Consider the following 22157-nt stretch of genomic DNA (forward strand, 5'->3'; position numbering starts at 1 on the left):
TAAAAGCCCTCTAAAATAGTACTATTTTAGAGGGCTTTTAAATTATTCGTTTAGGAAAGTTACTTTAAATTAAAGAAGGAATCTACAAACTCAATTTTATTAAAGACTTGTAAATCTTCTATACCTTCCCCAACCCCTATATATTTTACAGGAATTTTAAACTGATCCGATATACCTATAACAACACCTCCTTTTGCAGTACCGTCTAATTTTGTAATTGCTAAAGAAGTAACCTCTGTTGCTTTTGTAAACTGCTTAGCTTGTTCAAAAGCGTTTTGCCCTGTAGAACCATCTAAAACCAAAAGTACCTCATTAGGAGTATCTGCAACAACTTTTTGCATTACACGTTTTACTTTTGTTAACTCATTCATTAAGTTCACTTTATTATGTAATCGCCCTGCTGTATCTATAATTACAACATCTGCATCTTGGGTAACGGCAGAACTTAAGGTATCAAAAGCAACAGAAGCAGGATCACTCCCCATATCTTGTCTTACTATTGGCACATCTACCCTATCTGCCCAAACCTGCAATTGGTCTATTGCTGCAGCTCTAAACGTATCGGCAGCCCCTAAAACAACTTTTAAACCTTGTTTTTTAAATTGATGCGCCAATTTACCTATAGTAGTAGTTTTACCAGCACCATTAACCCCTACAACCATAATTACATATGGTTTCTTATCTTTTGGGATATTATATTCTGTTTCTTCTCCTAAGTGAGTTTCTGATAAAAGTCCTGCAATTTCTTCTCTTAAAATTACATTTAATTCGTCAGTACCTAAATATTTATCTTTAGAAACACGAGCTTCAATTCTATCAATTATTTTTAGTGTAGTATCTACACCTACATCCGAAGAAACTAAAACTTCTTCTAAATTATCTAAAACATCATCATCTACCTTAGATTTACCTGCAACTGCTTTTCCTAATTTAGAAAAAAAAGTAGTTTTACTCTTTTCTAACCCTTTATCTAGGGTTTCTTTCTTTTTAGAAGAAAATATTTTTTTAAATAAACTCATATCTTACCTATAGTTACTCAAATATAAAAAATTAAAAAGCCTCTTTCATAAGAAAGAGGCTTTAAAAAATAATTTAAGTTAGTTAGTTACTTTTTAGCAATCCATTCGTTCACCAATTCTGGTGCCATAACAGATTCTACAAAAGTATATGCTCCTGTCTTAGGTGACTTTACCATTTTTATGGCTTTAGTCAATCTCTTAGAACTTGTTTGTAAACTTGCTACCGTCTTCTTTGCCATGACCTATTATTTTATTTCTTTATGAACTGTCATTCTCTTAAGGATAGGGTTGAATTTTTTAATTTCCATCCTTTCCGGAGTATTCTTTTTATTCTTTGTTGTAATGTATCTAGATGTACCTGGTTGTCCAGACTCTTTATGCTCTGTACACTCCAATATAACCTGAATTCTATTGCCTTTTTTTGCCATTTTTGTTGAATTTTAGGATTACTTAACTAATCCATTAGCTTTGGCGTCTTTTAAAACAGCCGAAATACCTTTTTTGTTGATAATTTTCAACGCTTTAGCGGAAACCTTTAAGGTTACCCAACGATCTTCTTCAGGAATGTAAAATCTTTTCTTGGAAAGGTTTACATTAAATCTTCTTCTGGTCTTATTAATTGAGAACGATACGTTGTTCCCAAACATAGCCCTTTTTCCAGTAATTTCACAAACTTTTGACATTGCGCAGAATTTTTCTTTTAAACAGGGTGCAAATTTATATCTTTTTTATGGTACTGACAAACTTCTTTTTCAGAAATTTAAAATTTCTTTTTGCAACATCTCAAAAGCCTTATTTACAGACTTTTCCACCACCCTTTCTCTTTGTGCTCCCATCATAAATTCTTTACAAACTATTTTTTCTGGAGTAGCAATGGCTATAAAAACAGTTCCTACCTCCGCATTAGAATCTCCTTTAGTTGGACCTGCATTTCCTGTTGTTGCAATTGCAAAATCTGTATTAAACATTTTTTTTGCAGCCAAAGCCATTTCTTTAGCTACTACCTCACTAACAACAGATGACTCTTCTATCAAGGCCTTAGGTACTTTTAAAACACTTTCTTTAGCTTCTGTAGCATAACTAACCACACTACCTTTAAAATAAGCTGATGCCCCAGGAATAGTTGTAATTAAACTGGCTATTTTACCTCCCGTAAAACTTTCTGCCGTGGCAAGAGACATTTTCTTATTTGTCAATAAAGATGCTACAACTTCTTCAATTGTTTCTTCATCTTCTATTCCATAAATAACATCATTAATTATATCTCTAAGCTTAACACACTCTTTATTAATTGCATCTATTAACTCTTGTTCATCATCTCCTTTAGCACTTAAGCGCAAACGAACCTTTCCTAAGCTAGGAAGGTATGCTAATTTTATAAACTCTGGTAAATTATTTTCCCAGTCTTCTACCCTTTCTGCTAATGCACTCTCTCCTATACCATACGTAACAATTGTTCTATGTAAAATATGAGGTGTTTTAAATTGAGATACAATTTTAGGAATTACTTTTGTTGTAATAAGATTTTTCATCTCAAAAGGAACACCCGGAAGAGAAACAAAAACAGTTTCTTTATCATCCATCCACATTCCTGGAGCTGTTCCAAAGTCGTTTTGTAAAACCACTGCCTTAGATGGCACTAATGCCTGGTTCTTATTAATTTGACTAAGTGGCTTATCTTTATAATATTTAGCAAACAAACCTTCTACATGCTCTAAAACTTGTTTGTTTTCTATGAGAGTATCCTCTAAAAATTCACATAAAGTGTGTTTTGTAATATCATCTTTTGTAGGACCTAAACCTCCAGTTATTATTACAATTCTTGCTCTACTTTTTGCTTCTTTAAGAGCAGTAAGAATATGCTCTTTATCATCCTGTATAGATGTTATCTGGTATACCGATACTCCAATTTTATTAAGCTCTTTAGCAATAAAGACAGAGTTAGTATCTACTATTTGCCCAATGAGAATTTCATCACCAATAGTAATTATTTCTGCATTCATTAAAGACTAAAATCTTTTTTAAGTTCAGAAACTACCTGAGTAACATCGGTCTTTAGAATAGGAAATACTTTTTTTATCTCTTCCATATTAGCTTCATTTTTTCCTAGCGTTTCTATTTCTAAAGCAGCAGCCCTTGTTTGCTCCATGCCTAGTAAATCTACATTTGGCTTTATTTTATGTGCTAATTGGTAAACTTGTTCATAATTCATCTCTGCTAGAGCTTTTTCTAAAGCTTCTAAATCTACTGGGACTTCTTCTAAAAAAACAGAAATTACAGAAACAATAAATTCCTCATCTCCTTCTGCCATTTCATTTATTTTATCTAAACTGTATATCATTATTCTTATTTAATTTTTAAAGAAAAAAGTTCTTTACCTTCAATTGCTCCTGTAAGATAATCATTTGGCTCTACTTTACCAACACCTGCTGGCGTACCTGTAAAAATTATATCGCCTTTTTTTAACATAAAATATTGAGATACATAAGCTATTAGTTCGTCTATTTTCCACAACATTAAACTTGTATTTCCTTTTTGAACTATCTCATTATTCTTTTGTAATTCAAAATTTATTGCATTTATATCTTTAAATGTATTTACTGGAAGCCAGTTACCAATAACAGCTGCACCATCAAAACCTTTAGCTTTTTCCCATGGCAGTCCTTTTTCTTTTAATTTAGACTGTAAATCTCTTGCTGTAAAGTCTATTCCTAAACCAATTTCATCGTAATATTTGTGAGCAAATTTCTCTTGAATATGCTTTCCTACTTTTTTAATCTTTACCAACACCTCTACTTCATAATGCACATCATTAGAAAATTCTGGTATATAAAAATCTTGTTCTTTAGGTAAAACTGCAGAATCTGGTTTTATAAAAACTACCGGATTTTCTGGCCTTTCATTTTTAAGTTCCTCTATATGTGCGGTATAATTACGACCAATACATATTATTTTCATAATAATTATTCTTTAGAAACCTTAAGACTAATAGCCGGGATAAAATTCTTAGACTTGTCTTTAGATTTCACTGTAAAATCCGTCCACTCTCCCATTCCATATACCATTGCCTTATAATTCTGATTCTTATTATACACTCCTCCAAAAATTGGAGCAAAACGATCCTCTACAATTTTCTTATTAGTTAACGGATGAATTGTAGTTGTAGTATACCAATTGTATGGTACAAACAGCCATTCCAAGCCAATATAAATTCCTTCTTTAGGCACTTTTATATTTAATGCTTTTAAATCTATAGAAACATAATCTTTATCTGTTTGCGTTTCCAAAACGATACTTTTTCGTAACAAATCTATACTTGGCTTTTTTGTCTTAGTATCTACCCCATATATTCGTATTCTAAACTTGGACCCTGGTCTTTTAAAGTTTTTATTTTTCTGAAAAAAAACAGTTACCTTATTTACAAATTTCTTTTGCGCTCCAATATTTGGAAAATACAAAGCTAATACCCAAGGAGTTGATGATGAAGAAAATCCACTAGTTAAGCTATAACTACTTACCGGATTTAAGACATCTGAGTTCCCTAAGGATTGTGTTACAACCACCTCATCTAACTCAAAAGACTCTTCTACTAAATGAAACTTTTTTGCTTTATAAATATTATTTGCCACTACAATGGTATCTTTATACCCTAAGGACGAAATATGTAGTTGTTTTTCTAAATATGGTTTAGGAACATCTATATAAAAATGACCCTCATCATCTGTAGAGGTTCCTTTTAAGGTATTTAAGAAACTAAGATTTACATATGGAATAGGTTCTTTTGTTTTATGATCATACACATGCCCTTCAAACAAAACTTCCTGAGCTTGCAATTGAAAAACAGCAAACAATAATACTAAGTATCGCATTTTTTAACCTAACTTATTATTTAACTTACTAAGCTTAATTTGCGTAAGAACCTTTTTGGTATACAATGGAAAATCGGCATTCAATATCCAACCAAAATAACCAGGCTCTTTTTCCAAAACATCATGTACTTTTTTTCCTTTGTGCTTTCCAAAGGAGAAAATTTCTTCTCCTTTTTCATCTAAAGCAATAAAACCTGCAAAATCTACAGATTGTTTTCTTCTTGAAAATTCTGATAGCTTTTTAATATTATTTTCTAATTCTGGATATCTATCTAATTGAGACAATAACACTTCATAGGTAGCATTAGTATCTGCTGCGGCACTATGTGCATCGTTTAAATTTTTATCACAATAGAACTTATATGCTGCTTCTAGAGTTCTTTTTTCCATTTTATGAAAAATGGTTTGCACATCTACAGAAACTGTGTTTTTCATATCAAAATCTATATCGGCACGTAACAATTCTTCTGCCAATAAAGGAATATCAAAACGGTCGGAATTAAAACCTCCTAAATCGCTATCCTTTATCATTTTATAAATTTCTTTGGAGAGTTCTTTAAATGTAGGTTCATTAGCAACTCTTTCATTAGTTATACCATGCACCTCTACTACATTAGCAGGAATAGTCATTTCTGGATTAACTAACCAAGTTTTACTTTCTTTATTTCCGTTTGGAAAAATTTTAAGGATTGCAATTTCTACTATTCTATCTTTTGCAACATTTACTCCCGTTGTTTCTAAATCAAAAAAACAAATAGGTCTTGTTAGCTTTAACTCCATGGTTATGTTTAAAATTTTAACAAAGATACGTGTTAGAAAGATTAAGCAAAATGGAAACAAGAAATTTCTGTAATCTTATTTACAGTCTAGTATTTATAATATTATTAAATGCAGAACCAAAAGTATAGGTTAAACCTACAGAAAAACCTAAATCAAAATCGGTTGCTATTTGTTTTTGTTGCAATAAAACATCTTCTAAAGAAGCGTCTCCTGCTGGTAAATTTATTTGATCTCTAATTACCTGATAATTTCCTGAAAATTTTACCCCTAAACCTTTAAAAACTCGTACAGAAAAACTACCATTCATCTCAAATCTATTTTTAGAAAAATCTTCTAAAAAACTTGACGCCTTTACTCTATAATACACATTACCCCATTGTTGCCTATATCGCAATTGCATATCAAAAGAATGATTAAATATACCCTCTTGGTTTTCTGCAAAAATTGTAGTCTCTATATAATCATTATACTTATAACCAATTTTATAAGCGAATACAATTTCTCTCTTTAACACCTCACTATACGGAAAAATATTATATTCTACTGCTGGAAAAAAACCTGCAGATAGGTCTAAATTTGTATATGTATCATGCCGTCCATTTACAAAAACACCAGCCGACCAATGATCTGACAAACTACGAACTATACTTGCAGCTCCCCAATACCGTTCTCTTTCACTTGTGAATTTTTCATCATTACGAATAAACTCACTATTAGTTTGACTCATTTGAAGGTCTGCTCTAATTCTCCATTTCTCGGTTACACGATCACTCTCTAAACCTAACTTATATTCAAATTTTTTCCTACTAGACTCTTTATCTAACTTTGCTTGTCCATAAATCTCGAAAATCCAATTTCTCCAAGGGTCTTCAAATTCTAATTCCGATTTCTCATTCTTACCTTTCACTCTATAAGAAACTCTATGAGCAATATCTGACTCTACCACAAATTTTAACAGGCCTTTTTTTATACGCCAAACCAAACCTCTACGCACTTCATCAGAAGTCATATTAGCATTTGTATCAAAAGACAAGAAATTTGTAATATCCAGAAAAGAATCACTACCCGCAAATTCTAATTTATAGGTTCTCCCCCCACTACCGTTTGCAATATCATATATAAAAAGACGCACATTTGCCAACCCTTGATCACGAACATGATTTATAAATTTAATCTCTTGACGTATGTAATTTTTTTCACAATTACAGTCTATAAAAAGTTTTATAGATTCTTTCTCGTTTGTCTGAGAAAAGCAAATTAATGGAAATAATAAAAGTAAAATTGAAAACCATTTTACAGCACGTAGAAAAAGCATATTTATTTTTTTATCACGATTAAAAGTTAAAATAAATTTAATCTTAATAAAAAGAGATATACTAATGGGTATTTATATATAAGTAATGGTTTTAGAAATCCCTATTTACATCCCAAGCCTCTAAATAATCTGCAACAGCCTTTACAAACATACTACCTAATGCACCGTTAACTACTCTATGGTCATAGCTATGCGATAAATACATTTTACTACGTATACCTATATAATCTCCTTCACTAGTTTCTATTACAGATGGTATTTTACGTATTGCACCCAATGCCAAAATACCAACTTGAGGTTGGTTTATTATTGGTGTTCCAAAAACACTTCCAAAAGTTCCTACGTTTGTTACTGTGTATGTACCATCTTGAACTTCATCTGGCTTTAAGGCATTATTCCTAGAACGTACTGCAAGATCATTTACAACCTTTGCCATACCAACTAAATTTAGTTGGTCTGCATTTTTAATTACTGGTACAATTAAATTACCATCTGGCAAAGCAGCTGCCATACCTATATTAATATTTTTCTTTTTTATAACTGTATCGCCTTGAACAGAAATATTCATTAAAGGATATTTTTTAAGAGCTTTTGCTACTGCCTCTAAAAATATTGGTGTAAATGTTAATTTTTCTCCTTCTTGTTCTTCAAAGGCTTTTTTAACATTATTACGCCAGTTTACAAGGTTAGTAACATCTACCTCTATAAAACTTTGAACATGTGCAGATGTAGAAACACTATCTACCATGTGCTTAGCTATAAGTTTTCCCATTCTAGACATTTCTATAACCTCATGTCCGCTAGAGTTTTCTATTTTATTAGTTTTTTCTGCAACCACTGGCTTATCAACATTAGTAAGTGGTTTAGAAACAGGACTAGGCGCCGTACTTTTTACCGTAACTTTTTCTGCAACAACCTCAGAATTTTTATTTTTAGTTTTTCTAGATGCTACATAATTAATTATATCATTTTTAGAGACTCTTCCTTCTTTACCTGTTCCAGGAATTGCATCTAATTCTTCTATTGTAAGACCCTCTTGCTTAGCTATATTTTTAACTAATGGAGAATAAAAGCGATTTGTAGAACTTTGCCCTAATACTGGTGCTTGCACAGCATCTTTAGCAACCACAATAGTTTCTTCTATTTCTTGTACAGCTGCCTCAACCTGTTCTTCTACTTCTTCTTTTACAAAAACATCTTCAGGACTATCACCATCAGTACTAATTATTGCAACTGTTTGCCCCACCTTAACAACATCATCTACATTAAAAAGTTTCTCTACTAAAATACCATCTACTTCACTTGGTACTTCAGAGTCTACTTTGTCTGTAGCTATTTCAAAAACAGCTTCATCCATTTCAATTTCATCTCCTACCTCCTTTAACCAAGTTGTTAATGTTGCCTCTGCAACACTCTCTCCCATTTTTGGTAACTTTAATTCAAACTTTGCCATATTCTTATCTACTAAGCTTATTTAGGTGAATTTTTTGCAAAAATAACAAAATTTAAAGCAAAAAACTGAATTTTTAATACATTTAACCTTTTAATTAGACTTTAAAGAACCTTCAAAAGGCACTCTATTAAGTATACTTCTTCCTAAAGTTACCTCATCTGCATATTCTAACTCATCTCCTACTGCTATACCTCTTGCAATTGTAGAGGTACTTACTCCCAACCCCGAAATTTGTTTATAAATATAAAAATTAGTAGTATCTCCTTCCATTGTAGAACTTAACGCAAAAATGAGTTCTTTTATTTCTCCTTTTTTAACTTTAGTAACTAATGAGTTTATTGTTAAATCTTGCGGTCCCACTCCTTCCATTGGAGATATTTTACCCCCAAGAACATGGTAAGTTCCTCTAAACTGCCCTGTATTCTCTATAGCCATTACATCTCTAATATCTTCTACTACACAAACTAACGAGGAATCTCTTTTTGTATTCGCACAAATTTCGCATAGTACTGTATCTGATATATTATGGCAATTACTACAAAATTGTATCTTTTCTTTTAGGTCTAATAAAGAAGTAGCTAAACCCTCTGTTCTTTGGTCTGGTTGTTTTAACAAATGTAAAACCAAACGCAATGCTGTGCGCTTACCTATCCCTGGTAATTGAGACATTTCATACACCGCATTTTCTAATAGTTTAGAAGAAAAATCCATACGTACAAAATTACATACTATTTTTACTTTTTGTACTTTGCATTGGAAATTTATTTCTATGACCGCCTCCTATATACTTATTCTAATTACAATTTACTTTTTATTTCTTTTAGTAATTTCCTACTTTACTGGTAAAAATGACACGAATACCGATTTTTTTAAAGCAGGCAAACAGTCTCCTTGGTATTTAGTTGCTTTTGGGATGATCGGGGCTTCGCTCTCTGGTGTTACATTTATTTCTGTTCCTGGGTGGGTAGCTGCTTCAGAATTTAGCTATATGCAAGTTGTTTTTGGGTATTTTGTAGGCTATTTTGTAATTGCTTATGTTCTTCTTCCTATTTATTACAAATTAAACGTAACCTCTATTTATGAATATTTAAATCAGCGTTTTGGAACCACAAGTTATAAAGTAGGTGCAATCTCCTTCTTTATTTCAAGAGTTTTAGGTGCTTCTTTTCGTTTATTCTTAGTGGCTCTTGTTTTACAGCAATTTGTTTTTGATGATTTAAATATTCGATTTGAAATTACTGTAGCACTTTCTGTATTATTAATTTGGGTATATACTTTTAGAGGTGGAATTAAAACTATTGTATGGACAGATACTTTACAAACTCTTTTTATGCTTACCTCTGTAATTTTATCTATCTACTTTATTACTGATGAATTAAATTGGAGTTTTATAGACTTTTTAAATTCTGAAGAATTAACAAACTATAATAAAATTATATTTTCAGAAGATTTTTATAGTAAAAACCATTTTATAAAATCTTTCTTAGGCGGCTTATTTATTGCAATATGTATGACTGGTTTAGACCAAGATATGATGCAAAAAAATCTTACCTGTAAATCTTTAAAAGATGCACAAAAAAATGTAGTTTCTTTTAGTATAGTTCTTGTTGCTGTAAATTTTATATTTCTTCTTTTAGGTGCTCTCTTGTTTATTTATGCTAACAAAATGAATATTGCCATACCACTTTTAGATGGCAAACCTAAAACTGACTTACTTTTCCCTGAAATTGCTTTAAATAGTGGATTAGGTTCTGTAATAGCTATTACTTTTATGCTTGGGCTTATTGCTGCAGCTTACAGTAGTGCAGATAGTGCATTAACCTCTTTAACTACTTCTTTTTGTGTAGATTTTTTAGAATTAGAAAAGAAAGAAAATCAAAAAAAAACAAGAAAGCTAGTACACATTGGAATGAGTGTTTTATTAATTATTGTAGTTATAATTTTTAAACACGTATTAGACACCAATGTAATAGATGGTCTTTTACAAGTAGCAGCATATACCTACGGCCCTTTATTAGGCCTGTTTACTTTTGGGATTTTTACAAAACACCAAGTAAAAGACAACTATGTTTGGCTAGTTGCTATACTATCTGTAGTTCTAATTTATAGTTTTTCCAATATTCCTTCAGAAAATTTAGGAGGTTATAAAGTTGGGTATGAACTTTTGCCTATAAATGGTCTGTTAACTTTTATTGGATTATGGTTTATTAGAATAAAAAGTAAGGTTTAATTAGTATTGATTTGTAGCTAATAATACTAAGGTGCATGCGACTTCTACTTTTATACCATTTTCTTCTAAGATAGAGTAAAACACAGGGTTCTCAGTTCCTGGGTTGAAAATTACACGTTCTGGGCGTAAATCCACTACGTTTTTGTAGTACGCTTCTTGCCGTTTTGGATTTAAATACAAAGTTATAGTGTTAATATTTTGAAAATGAATAAATTTAGTCTTAATTTGGACACCAGAAACAGTCCCAAGTTTTAAACCGAAGGCATCAGTTGAAATTCCATTTTCAACTAAACGATGAATAGCTATATTACTGTAGCGGTTAGGATTTAATGAAGCTCCTATTACTAATGTTTTCTTCATGGAAGGAATTTTATTAGAGAGTTAAATATTTGTTAAATTGTAACTTTTTCGATAAAAAAGCGTCTATTAGTTAATTAATACCTGGATTGTTTAAAAATAAATAAAAGCTATGTCGTTGATTACGCTATATGTTTATAGTTAATGGTTAGTGTTTAGTATAGTCTATCAGCGAAGAAACCCCAACAGCAATGTTGGGGTTTCGAATTTTATACACCTTTACAACCTAATAAACTTACCATCTAATAATAGCACTACCCCATGTAAATCCACTACCAAAAGCAGCCAGCACAACCAGGTCGCCTTCTTTTACTTTTCCTTGCTCCCAAGCTTCAGTTAGTGCAATTGGTATTGAGGCAGCAGTAGTATTACCATACTTCATAATATTATTAAATACCTGATTATCATTTAACTTAAATTTCTTTTGTATAAATTGAGAAATTCTAAGGTTTGCTTGGTGAGGCACTAGCATATCTATATCCGTAGTTTCTAAATTATTTTTAGATAAACCCTCCATTATCACTTCACTAAAACGAACCACAGCGTTTTTAAATACAAATTGTCCATTCATCACTGGCAAATAGGATTCATCATTAGGGTTATTTTCTTCAATAATATCTGTAACCCATCTTTTTCCCATTCCAGGTGCAAGTAATGCTAGTTCTTCCGCATGTTGTCCTTCAGAATGTAAATGGGTAGAAAGTATTCCTTTAGCAGTATCTTCTTCTCTACTTAAAATTGCAGCTCCTGCACCGTCTCCAAATATTACAGAAACACTTCTACCTCTTGTTGTCATATCTAAACCACGAGAGTGCACTTCGGAACCAATAACTAGTATATTTTTATACATACCACTTTTTATATATTGGTCCGCTACAGATATTCCATAAATAAATCCTGAACATTGATTTCTAACATCTAAAGCTCCTACCGTTTTTATTCCCAAATCTCTCTGCACCAAAACGCCTGGACCAGGGAAGTAATAATCTGGACTTAGCGTAGCAAAAACAATAAAATCAATATCATCCTTATCTATTCCTGCTCTTTCTATAGCTATTTTAGCTGCTTTAACTCCCATTGAAGTTGTTGTATCTTCTTTAGAAGCTACATGTCTGCGTTCTTGTATGCCTGTTCTTTCTTGTATCCAAGCATCATTGGTATCCATTACCTTAGATAAATCGTCATTAGTTACTACATTGTCTGGAACGTAATATCCTAAACCAGTAATTTTAGAATTAAACATATATTATAGTGTATTTGAAGTAATTTTTTGTGTTAAAAAATTGCAAGTTAGTAACTATTGTTAAAACTACAACCTCCCTAATATACCTATTTTATAAGGATATTATAAAAACAAAGACATAAAAACACTTTACTATTCAGATTAAAAAAGAAATAAACCTCTTATAATGACAAAAAGTGTGTCAGTTTGTCACCGTAAGTTATAATGGTATTTTTTTTGAATGTAAACTACCATTAACAATTAAAAAGAGATATAGAAATGTCACAAGGTAAAATTAATGTTTCCGTAGAAAATATATTTCCACTTATAAAGAAATTTTTATATAGTGATCACGAAATATTTTTACGTGAATTAATATCCAATGCAACAGATGCTACTTTAAAACTAAAACATTTAACTTCTATTGGAGAAGCAAAAGTAGAATATGGAAATCCTAGGATTGAAATAAAAGTAGATAAAGAAGGTAAAAAAATTCACATTATTGACCAAGGTTTAGGTATGACTTCTGATGAAGTTGAAAAATACATTAACCAAGTTGCTTTCTCTGGTGCAGAAGAATTCTTAAACAAATATGAAGACGGTGCAAAAGACACAGGTATAATTGGTCATTTTGGACTAGGTTTTTACTCTGCGTTTATGGTTGCAGAAAAAGTAGAGATTATAACTAAAAGTTTTAAGGATGAACCTGCTGCACACTGGTCTTGTGATGGATCTCCAAACTTTACATTAGAAGAAAGTAAAAAAGAAGATCGCGGAACAGAAATAATATTACATATTGCCGAAGATTCTACTGAGTTTTTAGAAGATAGCAGAATTACAGAGCTTCTTAATAAGTACAATAAGTTTATGCCTGTTCCTATAAAATTTGGAACAAAAACAGAGACTTTACCAAAGCCTGAAGATGCTAAAGAAGAAGATGAAGCGCCAACGCAAGAGGTTGATAATATTATAAATAATCCTAATCCTGCTTGGACAAAACAACCTGCAGATTTAAAAGAGGAAGATTATAAAGGTTTTTATAGAGAATTGTATCCAATGCAGTTTGAGGAGCCTTTGTTTCATATTCACCTAAATGTAGACTACCCGTTTAACTTAACTGGTATTCTTTATTTTCCAAAATTAACGAACGACCTTAACGTTCAGAAAGACAAAATTCAGCTGTACCAAAACCAAGTATTTGTAACAGATAATGTAGAAGGGATTGTTCCAGAATTTTTAACCATGTTACGTGGTGTTATAGACTCTCCAGATATTCCCTTAAACGTATCTAGGTCTTATTTACAGGCAGATGGTGCGGTAAAGAAAATATCTTCTTACATTACTAGAAAAGTTGCAGACAAACTTTCTTCTTTATTCAAAAATAACAGAGAAGATTTTGAAGCAAAATGGAACGATATTAAAATTGTTATTGAGTACGGAATGCTTTCTGAAGATAAATTCTTTGACAAAGCAGACAAGTTTGCTCTTTACCCAACTGTAGATGGTTCTTTCTTTACTTTTGAAGAATTACAAGAGAAAATTAAAGCAAACCAAACAGATAAGGATGATAAATTAGTTATCCTTTATGCATCAGACAAAGAAGCACAGCACAGTTATATTGAAGCTGCTAAAACTAAAGGCTATGAAGTTCTTTTAATGGACTCTCCTATAATTGCGCACTTAATGCAAAAATTAGAAGGTTCTAAAGAGAATATTACGTTTGTACGTGTAGATTCTGACCATGTAGATAATCTTATTAAAAAAGAGGAAAATCAAATTTCTAAGCTTTCTGATGAGGAAAAAGAAACACTAAAAACCGATTTAGAAAAGACTATTGAAAGTAAAAGCTATACTATTCAATTAGAAGCTATGGATAGTTCTGCGTCTCCTTTTATTATTACAGAACCAGAGTTTATGCGTAGAATGAAAGAGATGCAACAAACCGGAGGTGGTGGCGGTATGTTTGGAATGGGAAATATGCCAGAAATTTATAACTTGGTTGTTAATACTAATCATGAGTTAGTTAGCGAAATTCTAAACACTAAAACTGCTAAAAAGAAAGAACGTTTAATTAATCAATCTTTAGATTTAGCAAAACTTTCTAAAGGCTTATTAAAAGGTGCCGAATTAACTGAGTTTATAAAACGAAGTTATGATATGGTGAAATAAAGGTATTTCATCATTAATATTAAAACCCCTTAGAATAATACATATTATTCTAAGGGGTTTTTTATCTTTAAATCATGAAAGTAATAGCAACAAATATATCTAAACCTACTACTATTGTTTGGAATGGTAAAGAAGAACAAACAGGTATTTATAAATACCCAGTAAATGAACCTATTTTTTTAGGAAAATACGATGTGGCAAAAGACACCGTAATAGATAGAAAACACCATGGCGGAATACATAAAGCCTGCTATTTATTTTCTGCGGATAATTATGAGTATTGGAAAAATCTATATCCTAATTTAGATTGGAACTGGGGCATGTTTGGAGAAAACCTAACCGTAGAAGGTCTAGATGAAGCTACCCTAAAAATTGGAAATATATACAAAGTAGGAGAATGTAAAGTTCAAATTACCCAACCAAGAGAACCTTGTTACAAACTTGGTATTAAGTTTGGCTCACAGAATATTCTAAAACAGTTTATTAATCATCAATCTCCTGGAACATATATTAAAATTTTAGAAGAAGGTTATGTTAAAGCAGAAGATACCTTTGTATTAATTGAAGAATCTGATAACTCTTTAACCATACAACAGTTTTATAATTTATTATATGCTAAAGTAAAAGATAAAGAAATTATTAAAACGGCAATTAGTAATCCTACTCTCCCTGAATACAAAAAAGAAAAGTTAAAAAAATATCTTTAACTCATAAAATATATAAACAAAAAAGGGAGGCTCTCCAGCCTCCCTAAAAAAATTAACTTAAACCAACTTAATTAACTATAAAATATTTTTCGTAACTCTTTTCTCCGTATGTAACAGATACTGTGTAGTTACCTTCATATGCTCCTGAGAAATCAAAAGATTTTTCAACTACCATTTCATCTTTTATATCTTCTTCAAAAACTAATCTATTTTCTTCATCATAGATTTTTATCATTACATCTTCTTTATCTAGATTTAAAAGATTAATAGATACGTTTTCTTTAGTTTCTTTAAAAAATGGCTTTAGAACTTCTTTTTTATCAAGAATTACCAACTTATTATCTTCTACTTTAATGGAGTAAGAAGTTGATTTAAAATCTCCTTCTGTTTCAAAGAAATATACCCCATCTTCTAAATTTTTAAGATTAAATTTCTTAGAGTACAAATCATTAGATACACTTTCTGTATAAATAACATTCCCTTGATTATCTTTAAGCTTTATGTAAGTATTGTTAGATGCATTCTCTAACTCTAATACTAACGTTTTAGCTTCACTGTAAGCTGTCAAAATTAATTTTGGCTCTTTTGCCATGCTTATTGCTGCAATAAACATAAAGGCAACTACGGTTGTGATTTTTAAAAATGCTTTCATAATGTCTAAATTTTAATTACTTATTAAAGACACTACAAACATACAGCAGCTTTACACCCTATACTACAACACATTTTTCTTATTTATGTGCTATATTACCCTAGTAGTAGGTTAATTTAATGTTAACAGGCAATTTACCAAACAATTAATGTGTTTGTCTCTAATTTTCACTTATAAAATTTTACTCCTTAAAAAGAGATATTTATGTATCTAAAAACTTAATTAAGGTTATTAAAGTGTTTCATAGTTTCCTTTTAAAATGAAAAACTTTATACGTACTAGAAGAAAAAACAATAACCAATTTATATTACGAAGAACTTAGTTAAAAAATTATATGAAAAGAGAAATGTCAACTGTAAAAAAACTATGTTAACCAAAAAAAGGAGGCCATAGGCCTCCCTCTATAAAATTAATATAATTAAGTCTTAATTAACTACGAAGTTTTTATCATAACTTTTATTTCCATATATAACAGAAATTGTATAGTTACCTTCATAAGCATCAGAAAAATTGAAAGATTTTTCTACAATCATTTCTTTTGTTACTTTTTCTTCAAAAACTAACCTATTTTCTTCGTCATAGATTTTTATCATTACATCTTTCTTCTCTAAATTTAATAGGTTAAGAAAAACTCTTGAATCTACTTCTCTAAAAAATGGCTTTACTATTTCTTTTTTATCAAGAATAATTAATTTATTATTCTCTACCTTAATGGAGTAAATTGTTGATTTAAACTCTCCATCGGTTTCAAAGAAATAAGCACCATCTGTTAACTCTTTAAGATTAAATTTCTTAGAATACAAATCATCAGATACGCTCTCTGCATAAATGACATTGTTCTGGGCATCTTTAAACTTAATGTAGGTGCTACTAGATACATTCTCTAATTCTAACACTAACATTTTAGCTTCACTGTAAGCTGTCAAAATTAATTTTGGCTCTTTTGCCATGCTTATTGCTGCAATAAACATAAAGGCAACTACGGTTGTGATTTTTAAAAGTGCTTTCATAATGTCTAATTTTAAATTACTAATTATCGACAGTACAAACATACACCAGCTTTACTCCTTACACTACAACTCGTTTTTCCAATTTATGTCTTATTTTACCCGTATAACAGGTTAACTTAATGTTAATAGGTAATTTACCATATTTTATAGTTAATTTAGCAAATAATTGTTGTTTTGAGTTACTTATATTTACAGTATTAAATAAATTAAAATGTTTACACAAAAACCTGCTTTTGAAGCTATAGAACCTAATTTTGGGAACTCTTTTACCTACCAGAAGTTTGATGAAGATCATGTAAATAATAATACTTCTTGGCATTACCACCCAGAAATAGAATTGGTATATGTTAACGGAGGTTCTGGAAAAAGACAAATAGGAAGCCATGTATCTTATTACTCGGATGGTGACCTAATACTAATAGGTAGTAATTTACCCCATTGCGGACTTACCGATAGTTTAACTGGCAATACCAGTGAAACTGTTGTACAAATGAAATTGGACTTTTTAGGGAATGATTTTTTTAAAATTCCAGAAATGAAAAAAATAAAGAGCCTTTTTGATGCCTCTAACGGTGGAATTGCTTTTTCTGGAAAAACAAAAAAACAACTTGGAGAAAAAATTGAAGTCTTAGAATACCAAACAGATTTTCAAAGATTATTATCTATCCTTAATATTCTAAACCAATTAGCAAACTCTACGGAAACTATATTTTTAAATGCAGAAGGTTTTTCTTTACAGACAGATGTTAAAGATAATGACCGTATTAATATCGTTTTTAATCATGTAAAAAATAATTTTACCGAAGAAATTACCTTAGACCAAATATCTAATATGGTTAGCATGACGGTTCCTTCTTTTTGCAGATATTTTAAAAAAATAACCAATAAAACGTTTACCCAGTTTGTAAATGAATATCGATTGGTACATGCCTCTAAATTACTTGCAGAAAAACCCTTAAGCATTACAGAAGTTTGTTTTGAGTGTGGTTTTAATAACTTTTCGCATTTTAATAAATCATTCAAAGCGTTTACTGGGCAGAGCCCTTCTGAGTATAGAAATGAATTAAAAACCTTACTGCATTAAAAAAATCGGCCGTGGGAACCGATTTTTTATACCTTATAATAACCAAACACTATCTTTAATAGCTAGGTACAACCTATTAATTTGCTCATGTAAGACTATTTATATACTATAAATCAAACCTTATGCCAAACTTTTAAAATAAGTTATTTAAAACTTTAGCAAGCCTAACACCTCCTATTTGCAATTGCTTCTCCACCGTTGCCCACCATATATAACTATACTTGTAACTTAGTTTTTCCCCTATCTCTACAGATTCATAAACTTTATTTGCTAAGTCTTGAGATTCTTCTACCCAATCATAAATAGTACCTTCTTGAATGGCTTTCCTTTTTACTTTATTTATTTTAGGTAAAGAACTTGCAAGTTCGGTATAACTCATACCATAATCTTCTATCATATTAGTATCCCAAACTTTATGCAAATTACTTCCTTTAGAAAACCATTGTACTTGTATATCATTACCACCCTTATCTGCTAATCTACCAACATGCATTGGTTGGTGCAAGTCTCCAATAAAATGTACTAGTAGTTTTAAATAAAACGCCCTATCTTCTTTACTCTTTTTTTTATCTTTTATTATAGCAACACACTTTTCTATTCCTTGTATTATGTCTCCATATTTACTAGGCTTTACATCAGTATATTTTTTACCTTCCGGAAAATTAACATAATGCCAAGCACTAAACTCTCTAAATTTTTTATCTGCTTTTATAAAATCTGCATGATTGGCAACAGAAGCCAAACTTTGACCATCTAATAATTTACTTATCTCTTTTCTTGCCTTTCTTGTTAGGTGCTTCTGAGCTACTTCCCCTACTACTCTATGCCCTTTTTTTGACCAAAAAATAGAATTTCCAAAAGAAAGCTGAACTATAAAAAAGAATAGAATTGTAAATTTTTTCATTTTGTAAATTTTTTCAAAATTAAGAATTACAAGATTAAGGCATTGTTACTATTTAACCATAATAGGTTTGCAATTCTATATAGCATAAATTTGTATTATAACTGCTATAAAATATATGAACTATACTATATTATGTTCCGATTTAGATGGTACGTTACTTACTACAAAAAGTGATGTATCAAAAATAACTATTTCAGAAATAAAAAGAATAAAAGATAAAACCCAAATTATTCTTGTTTCTGCTCGTATGCCTAAGGCTATGCGGTATATTCAAGAAGATCTTGGTATTTTACAAGAACCTATTATTTGTTATAATGGTGCTTTAATTTTAGAGGATGATAAAGAAATTTCATCTACAATAATAACTACCAATCAATTAGAAATTATTTATAAATTAGCTCAAAAACAACAAATAAAACTAGGTCTTTACTATAAAGATGAATGGTATGTAGAGGAGGATTCTGAACGTGTGCAAAAAGAAAAAAAACACACTAAAGTAGACCCCGTTTTTAAAAATATAGAGACTGTTCTTAAGGAATGGAAAAAAAAGGATGTAGGAGCGCATAAAGTAATGCTAATGGGAACAAAAGAAAGCGCAGATTATGCCTTTTCTCAATTGCAACAAACTCTTTCTAAAGAACTAAACATATACCGTTCTAATGATACACTAATAGAGCTTGCCCCTAAGTCAGTTTCTAAACTATCGGCTATTAAAGAACTTCTAAAGAACAATGATACTCTAGAAAATGTTATTTCTTTTGGAGATAATTATAATGATATAGATATGTTACAGTATACTGGCTGTGGTGTTGCTGTAGGTAACGCTCGGGAAGAGGTAAAAAGAATAGCAAATGCGACTACCTTAAAAAATACCCAAGACGGTGTTGCACATTATATAAAACAACACCTTTAATTTAATTATATTTGAAAAAGATGTAACCTTTTCTTTATGACTCAAAAACTATTACCCCAACCACTTATTACAGAGGATACTGTAGTTTTTGGCTTATTAGCTTTATGTTTAGGTTTTATTTTCTATACCTCTTCTATAAAAACAGGGTTTTGGAAAAAATTTTATTCTATTATTCCTGCTGTGTTAATGTGCTACCTATTACCTGCTCTATTATCTTCTTTTGGTGTAGTTGCAGAAAAATGGCATGTAGTAGATGCGTTAGGAAATGTTACAGAACATAATTCTAAATTATATTATATGGCCAGCAGGTATTTATTACCTGCCGCATTAGTGTTAATGACTTTAAGCATAGACCTAAAAGCTATTAGTAATCTTGGTTCTAAAGCTTTAATCATGTTTTTAACTGGTAGTGCTGGTATAATTATTGGCGGTCCAATAGCTATTTTAATTGTGTCTATATTTTCACCAGAATCTGTAGGAGGTAATGATTTTGATGCTATTTGGAGAGGACTTTCTACTATTGCAGGAAGCTGGATTGGTGGTAGTGCCAACCAAGCTGCTATGTATGAAATATTTAAATACACACCAGAAAAATATGGCGGTATGGTATTGGTAGATATTTTTGTGGCTAATGTATGGATGGCTATAATATTATTGGGTGTTGGTAAGACTAAAAAAATTGATACATGGCTTAAGGCGGATACTTCTGCTATTGAAAAACTAAAAATTAAAGTAACAAAGTTTACAGAGAAAATTACCCGCGTTCCCACTTTAGGAGATTACATGCTAATGTTAGGTTTAGCCTTTACCGGAGTTGGTATTGCCCACTTTTTTGGAGCTAATATAAGTACCTATCTTAAAGAAAATGTATCTGCAATTGCTGATGCAACTAACTTTTTATCCTTTCTTGGTTCTGGTTTCTTTTGGATGGTGGTAATAGCTACTGCTGTTGGTATTACATTATCTTTTACAAAAGCTAAAAATTATGAAGGAGCTGGTGCTAGTAAAATTGGCGGAATGTTTATTTACATTTTGGTTACAACAATTGGTATGAAAGTAGATTTAGGTCGGGTTTTAGAAAATCCTGGACTTATAGCAATAGGTTTTATTTGGATTAGTATACATGCCATATTATTAATAGTAGTTGCAAAACTAATTAAAGCACCATATTTTTTCTTAGCGGTAGGTAGCCAAGCCAATGTTGGTGGTGCTGCTTCTGCTCCTGTGGTAGCTGCAGAGTTTCATCCTTCCTTAACATCTGTTGGGGTATTACTGGCAGTTTTTGGTTATGTAGTGGGTACTGGTGGTGCTCTTTTATGCGCCTATCTTATGGAAATAGCATCTACTCTCTAAGTGATAGATAAAACTTTAAACACTTAATTTTATTCTTTATCTGTGCAAATAAAAAAAAATAAAGATATTTGTCGCACTAAATTTATTTCATGAAAAAAATAGCACTTGCTCTTACTTTTACATTATTATTAATTTCTTGTGGTGGCGACACACAAAATACAATGACCGTTACAGGTAATGTTAAAGGACTTAAAAAAGGAGATTTATATCTTCAAAAATTTAATGACACTCTCTTAATTACTATAGATTCTTTAAAGGTAGAAGGTAATGGTTCTTTTACTTTTAAGACCGAAGTAGAAAGCCCTGAAATTTACAATTTGTACTTAAAGAAAGAAGACCATAACGACTTTAATGACCGTATTACCTTTTTTGGAGAACCTGGAAATATAACTATCAATACTTCTTGGGACACTTTTGATCGTAATGCAAAAATTACTGGTTCTGAGAGTAATATAAAATATAAAGAGTACCGAAAAATAATGTCGGACTTTAGCATTAAGAATATTGGAATTATACAAAATGCTCAAAACTCTAAAGTTGCTTTAGATTCTTTACAAATAGACTCTGTACAAAAGTTAAGCGATAAAACTATAAAGAGAAGTTATGCATATGCCCTTAACTTTGCTCTTACAAATACGAATTCTACAGTAGCTCCATATGTAGCATTATATGAAGTTCCTGATGCTAATAGAATATATTTAGATTCTATCTATAATTCTTTAACTCCAGAGGTATCTTCCTCAAAATATGGTAATGCTTTAAAAAAATACTTAGACGAATTACCTAAATAAAAGCATAAAAAAAAGTCCACCATTGGTGGACTTTTAAGTTAAATATCAATTTTTCTTACTAACCCAATTTGTTTAGTTCTTCTACCAAACCTTTTGCTTTAGTTTCTAATTCTTCTTTTACAGCTTTAAGATGTGCTTTTCTATCCTCTACACCTCTTTTGTTTACTTTTGCAATTAAATCATCAAAAGTAGCAATTGCACCATCTATTATTGAAGCTCCTTCTTTAGAATCTTGCTTATTATTTGCAGCTTCTACAATATAAACAGCTTCTATAATATCTCCTAAAACGTAATTAATATCTTTTTTTAAATCTTTAATACTTGCCATT

The 22157-nt window shown here is 30.8% G+C and carries 25 protein-coding genes; 7 read left to right on the plus strand and 18 right to left on the minus strand.

Annotation, left to right across the window (positions count from 1 at the left end):
- Positions 1-59: 59 nt before the first annotated feature.
- The 12 genes from ftsY to recR all read right to left on the minus strand — a co-directional run bounded on the left by ftsY (position 60) and on the right by recR (position 9147).
- A complete protein-coding gene (gene ftsY, locus CLV91_RS16540) occupies positions 60-1019 on the minus strand; it encodes a signal recognition particle-docking protein FtsY (RefSeq protein ID WP_121069343.1) in 960 nt (319 codons plus the stop codon).
- A gap of 86 nt (positions 1020-1105) precedes the next feature.
- Positions 1106-1258 carry a DUF4295 domain-containing protein gene (locus CLV91_RS16545; protein WP_121069344.1) on the minus strand — a complete coding sequence of 51 codons (153 nt, stop codon included), beginning with the start codon at positions 1256-1258 and terminating at the stop codon, positions 1106-1108.
- A gap of 6 nt (positions 1259-1264) precedes the next feature.
- Entirely contained in the window at positions 1265-1447 is a 183-nt protein-coding gene (gene rpmG / locus CLV91_RS16550) for a 50S ribosomal protein L33 (protein ID WP_099574372.1), read from the minus strand.
- Positions 1448-1465: 18 nt separating this feature from the next.
- On the minus strand, positions 1466-1702 hold the full coding sequence (rpmB, locus tag CLV91_RS16555; protein ID WP_121069345.1) for a 50S ribosomal protein L28: 237 nt from the start codon (positions 1700-1702) through the stop codon (positions 1466-1468).
- A gap of 69 nt (positions 1703-1771) precedes the next feature.
- The gene (locus tag CLV91_RS16560; RefSeq protein ID WP_121069346.1) at positions 1772-3022 is read right to left on the minus strand and encodes a competence/damage-inducible protein A; all 1251 of its coding nucleotides are present in this window, start codon (positions 3020-3022) and stop codon (positions 1772-1774) included.
- A complete protein-coding gene (locus CLV91_RS16565; protein WP_121069347.1) occupies positions 3022-3360 on the minus strand; it encodes an Hpt domain-containing protein in 339 nt (112 codons plus the stop codon). The genes CLV91_RS16560 and CLV91_RS16565 overlap by 1 nt, the downstream gene beginning before the upstream one ends.
- 5 nt (positions 3361-3365) lie before the next feature.
- Positions 3366-3977 carry a fumarylacetoacetate hydrolase family protein gene (locus tag CLV91_RS16570; protein ID WP_121069348.1) on the minus strand — a complete coding sequence of 204 codons (612 nt, stop codon included), beginning with the start codon at positions 3975-3977 and terminating at the stop codon, positions 3366-3368.
- Between the two features lie 5 nt (positions 3978-3982).
- Positions 3983-4888 (minus strand): carboxypeptidase-like regulatory domain-containing protein, encoded by a 906-nt coding sequence (locus CLV91_RS16575; protein ID WP_121069349.1) that lies wholly within the window; start codon positions 4886-4888, stop codon positions 3983-3985.
- Between the two features lie 3 nt (positions 4889-4891).
- Complete coding sequence (locus CLV91_RS16580) at positions 4892-5668, minus strand: 3'-5' exonuclease (RefSeq protein ID WP_121069350.1); 777 nt, start codon at positions 5666-5668, stop codon at positions 4892-4894.
- Between the two features lie 79 nt (positions 5669-5747).
- Complete coding sequence (locus CLV91_RS16585) at positions 5748-6983, minus strand: DUF481 domain-containing protein (RefSeq protein ID WP_121069351.1); 1236 nt, start codon at positions 6981-6983, stop codon at positions 5748-5750.
- A gap of 91 nt (positions 6984-7074) precedes the next feature.
- The gene (locus tag CLV91_RS16590) at positions 7075-8436 is read right to left on the minus strand and encodes a dihydrolipoamide acetyltransferase family protein (protein ID WP_121069352.1); all 1362 of its coding nucleotides are present in this window, start codon (positions 8434-8436) and stop codon (positions 7075-7077) included.
- A gap of 90 nt (positions 8437-8526) precedes the next feature.
- Positions 8527-9147 carry a recombination mediator RecR gene (gene recR, locus CLV91_RS16595; RefSeq protein ID WP_121069353.1) on the minus strand — a complete coding sequence of 207 codons (621 nt, stop codon included), beginning with the start codon at positions 9145-9147 and terminating at the stop codon, positions 8527-8529.
- A 58-nt stretch (positions 9148-9205) separates the two neighbouring features.
- Between recR and CLV91_RS16600 the strand changes: the two genes are divergently transcribed.
- On the plus strand, positions 9206-10666 hold the full coding sequence (locus tag CLV91_RS16600) for a sodium:solute symporter (RefSeq protein WP_121069354.1): 1461 nt from the start codon (positions 9206-9208) through the stop codon (positions 10664-10666).
- On the opposite strand, the gene CLV91_RS16605 is transcribed toward CLV91_RS16600, so the two are convergent.
- Together CLV91_RS16605 and CLV91_RS16610 are read right to left on the minus strand one after the other, a co-directional pair.
- Positions 10667-11026, minus strand: coding sequence for a CoA-binding protein (locus CLV91_RS16605; protein ID WP_121069355.1), 360 nt, complete (start codon positions 11024-11026; stop codon positions 10667-10669).
- Positions 11027-11258: 232 nt separating this feature from the next.
- A complete protein-coding gene (locus tag CLV91_RS16610; protein ID WP_121069356.1) occupies positions 11259-12266 on the minus strand; it encodes a 3-oxoacyl-ACP synthase III family protein in 1008 nt (335 codons plus the stop codon).
- A gap of 258 nt (positions 12267-12524) precedes the next feature.
- Between CLV91_RS16610 and htpG the strand changes: the two genes are divergently transcribed.
- A complete protein-coding gene (htpG, locus tag CLV91_RS16615) occupies positions 12525-14414 on the plus strand; it encodes a molecular chaperone HtpG (RefSeq protein WP_121069357.1) in 1890 nt (629 codons plus the stop codon).
- 74 nt (positions 14415-14488) lie between these two features.
- Positions 14489-15121 carry an MOSC domain-containing protein gene (locus CLV91_RS16620; protein ID WP_121069358.1) on the plus strand — a complete coding sequence of 211 codons (633 nt, stop codon included), beginning with the start codon at positions 14489-14491 and terminating at the stop codon, positions 15119-15121.
- Positions 15122-15188: 67 nt separating this feature from the next.
- Here the strand turns inward: CLV91_RS16620 and CLV91_RS16625 are convergent, their stop codons facing one another.
- Together CLV91_RS16625 and CLV91_RS16630 are read right to left on the minus strand one after the other, a co-directional pair.
- Positions 15189-15773 carry a hypothetical protein gene (locus CLV91_RS16625; protein WP_121069359.1) on the minus strand — a complete coding sequence of 195 codons (585 nt, stop codon included), beginning with the start codon at positions 15771-15773 and terminating at the stop codon, positions 15189-15191.
- A gap of 425 nt (positions 15774-16198) precedes the next feature.
- The gene (locus CLV91_RS16630; RefSeq protein ID WP_121069360.1) at positions 16199-16783 is read right to left on the minus strand and encodes a hypothetical protein; all 585 of its coding nucleotides are present in this window, start codon (positions 16781-16783) and stop codon (positions 16199-16201) included.
- 211 nt (positions 16784-16994) lie between these two features.
- On the opposite strand from CLV91_RS16630, the gene CLV91_RS16635 reads away from it, so the two are divergent.
- Positions 16995-17867 carry an AraC family transcriptional regulator gene (locus CLV91_RS16635; protein WP_121069361.1) on the plus strand — a complete coding sequence of 291 codons (873 nt, stop codon included), beginning with the start codon at positions 16995-16997 and terminating at the stop codon, positions 17865-17867.
- A gap of 133 nt (positions 17868-18000) precedes the next feature.
- Here the strand turns inward: CLV91_RS16635 and CLV91_RS16640 are convergent, their stop codons facing one another.
- Positions 18001-18771 carry a S1/P1 nuclease gene (locus CLV91_RS16640; RefSeq protein WP_121069362.1) on the minus strand — a complete coding sequence of 257 codons (771 nt, stop codon included), beginning with the start codon at positions 18769-18771 and terminating at the stop codon, positions 18001-18003.
- A 115-nt stretch (positions 18772-18886) separates the two neighbouring features.
- Here CLV91_RS16640 and CLV91_RS16645 point away from each other — a divergent pair, with 115 nt between their 5' ends.
- The 3 genes from CLV91_RS16645 to CLV91_RS16655 all read left to right on the plus strand — a co-directional run bounded on the left by CLV91_RS16645 (position 18887) and on the right by CLV91_RS16655 (position 21828).
- On the plus strand, positions 18887-19684 hold the full coding sequence (locus tag CLV91_RS16645) for an HAD family hydrolase (RefSeq protein WP_121069363.1): 798 nt from the start codon (positions 18887-18889) through the stop codon (positions 19682-19684).
- A 36-nt stretch (positions 19685-19720) separates the two neighbouring features.
- Positions 19721-21037 (plus strand): DUF819 family protein, encoded by a 1317-nt coding sequence (locus CLV91_RS16650; protein ID WP_121069364.1) that lies wholly within the window; start codon positions 19721-19723, stop codon positions 21035-21037.
- 89 nt (positions 21038-21126) lie between these two features.
- Positions 21127-21828, plus strand: a complete 702-nt coding sequence (locus CLV91_RS16655; RefSeq protein ID WP_121069365.1) for a DUF4369 domain-containing protein — start codon at positions 21127-21129, stop codon at positions 21826-21828.
- Positions 21829-21886: 58 nt separating this feature from the next.
- On the opposite strand, the gene CLV91_RS16660 is transcribed toward CLV91_RS16655, so the two are convergent.
- Complete coding sequence (locus tag CLV91_RS16660) at positions 21887-22156, minus strand: hypothetical protein (RefSeq protein ID WP_121069366.1); 270 nt, start codon at positions 22154-22156, stop codon at positions 21887-21889.
- Between the last annotated feature and the right edge of the window lies 1 nt (position 22157).

Origin of the sequence: Maribacter vaceletii (genome assembly GCF_003634105.1) — a bacterium.
Classification (GTDB): Bacteria; Bacteroidota; Bacteroidia; order Flavobacteriales; family Flavobacteriaceae; genus Maribacter_B; species Maribacter_B vaceletii.

What these genes read in the sequence shown, in the direction of transcription:
- ftsY (WP_121069343.1), bottom strand. Translation starts at nt 1,019, where the DNA reads ATGAGTTTATTTAAAAAAATATTTTCTTCTAAAAAGAAAGAAACCCTA.
- CLV91_RS16545 (WP_121069344.1), bottom strand. Translation starts at nt 1,258, where the DNA reads ATGGCAAAGAAGACGGTAGCAAGTTTACAAACAAGTTCTAAGAGATTG.
- rpmG (WP_099574372.1), bottom strand. Translation starts at nt 1,447, where the DNA reads ATGGCAAAAAAAGGCAATAGAATTCAGGTTATATTGGAGTGTACAGAG.
- rpmB (WP_121069345.1), bottom strand. Translation starts at nt 1,702, where the DNA reads ATGTCAAAAGTTTGTGAAATTACTGGAAAAAGGGCTATGTTTGGGAAC.
- CLV91_RS16560 (WP_121069346.1), bottom strand. Translation starts at nt 3,022, where the DNA reads ATGAATGCAGAAATAATTACTATTGGTGATGAAATTCTCATTGGGCAA.
- CLV91_RS16565 (WP_121069347.1), bottom strand. Translation starts at nt 3,360, where the DNA reads ATGATATACAGTTTAGATAAAATAAATGAAATGGCAGAAGGAGATGAG.
- CLV91_RS16570 (WP_121069348.1), bottom strand. Translation starts at nt 3,977, where the DNA reads ATGAAAATAATATGTATTGGTCGTAATTATACCGCACATATAGAGGAA.
- CLV91_RS16575 (WP_121069349.1), bottom strand. Translation starts at nt 4,888, where the DNA reads ATGCGATACTTAGTATTATTGTTTGCTGTTTTTCAATTGCAAGCTCAG.
- CLV91_RS16580 (WP_121069350.1), bottom strand. Translation starts at nt 5,668, where the DNA reads ATGGAGTTAAAGCTAACAAGACCTATTTGTTTTTTTGATTTAGAAACA.
- CLV91_RS16585 (WP_121069351.1), bottom strand. Translation starts at nt 6,983, where the DNA reads ATGCTTTTTCTACGTGCTGTAAAATGGTTTTCAATTTTACTTTTATTA.
- CLV91_RS16590 (WP_121069352.1), bottom strand. Translation starts at nt 8,436, where the DNA reads ATGGCAAAGTTTGAATTAAAGTTACCAAAAATGGGAGAGAGTGTTGCA.
- recR (WP_121069353.1), bottom strand. Translation starts at nt 9,147, where the DNA reads ATGGATTTTTCTTCTAAACTATTAGAAAATGCGGTGTATGAAATGTCT.
- CLV91_RS16600 (WP_121069354.1), top strand. Translation starts at nt 9,206, where the DNA reads ATGACCGCCTCCTATATACTTATTCTAATTACAATTTACTTTTTATTT.
- CLV91_RS16605 (WP_121069355.1), bottom strand. Translation starts at nt 11,026, where the DNA reads ATGAAGAAAACATTAGTAATAGGAGCTTCATTAAATCCTAACCGCTAC.
- CLV91_RS16610 (WP_121069356.1), bottom strand. Translation starts at nt 12,266, where the DNA reads ATGTTTAATTCTAAAATTACTGGTTTAGGATATTACGTTCCAGACAAT.
- htpG (WP_121069357.1), top strand. Translation starts at nt 12,525, where the DNA reads ATGTCACAAGGTAAAATTAATGTTTCCGTAGAAAATATATTTCCACTT.
- CLV91_RS16620 (WP_121069358.1), top strand. Translation starts at nt 14,489, where the DNA reads ATGAAAGTAATAGCAACAAATATATCTAAACCTACTACTATTGTTTGG.
- CLV91_RS16625 (WP_121069359.1), bottom strand. Translation starts at nt 15,773, where the DNA reads ATGAAAGCATTTTTAAAAATCACAACCGTAGTTGCCTTTATGTTTATT.
- CLV91_RS16630 (WP_121069360.1), bottom strand. Translation starts at nt 16,783, where the DNA reads ATGAAAGCACTTTTAAAAATCACAACCGTAGTTGCCTTTATGTTTATT.
- CLV91_RS16635 (WP_121069361.1), top strand. Translation starts at nt 16,995, where the DNA reads ATGTTTACACAAAAACCTGCTTTTGAAGCTATAGAACCTAATTTTGGG.
- CLV91_RS16640 (WP_121069362.1), bottom strand. Translation starts at nt 18,771, where the DNA reads ATGAAAAAATTTACAATTCTATTCTTTTTTATAGTTCAGCTTTCTTTT.
- CLV91_RS16645 (WP_121069363.1), top strand. Translation starts at nt 18,887, where the DNA reads ATGAACTATACTATATTATGTTCCGATTTAGATGGTACGTTACTTACT.
- CLV91_RS16650 (WP_121069364.1), top strand. Translation starts at nt 19,721, where the DNA reads ATGACTCAAAAACTATTACCCCAACCACTTATTACAGAGGATACTGTA.
- CLV91_RS16655 (WP_121069365.1), top strand. Translation starts at nt 21,127, where the DNA reads ATGAAAAAAATAGCACTTGCTCTTACTTTTACATTATTATTAATTTCT.
- CLV91_RS16660 (WP_121069366.1), bottom strand. Translation starts at nt 22,156, where the DNA reads ATGGCAAGTATTAAAGATTTAAAAAAAGATATTAATTACGTTTTAGGA.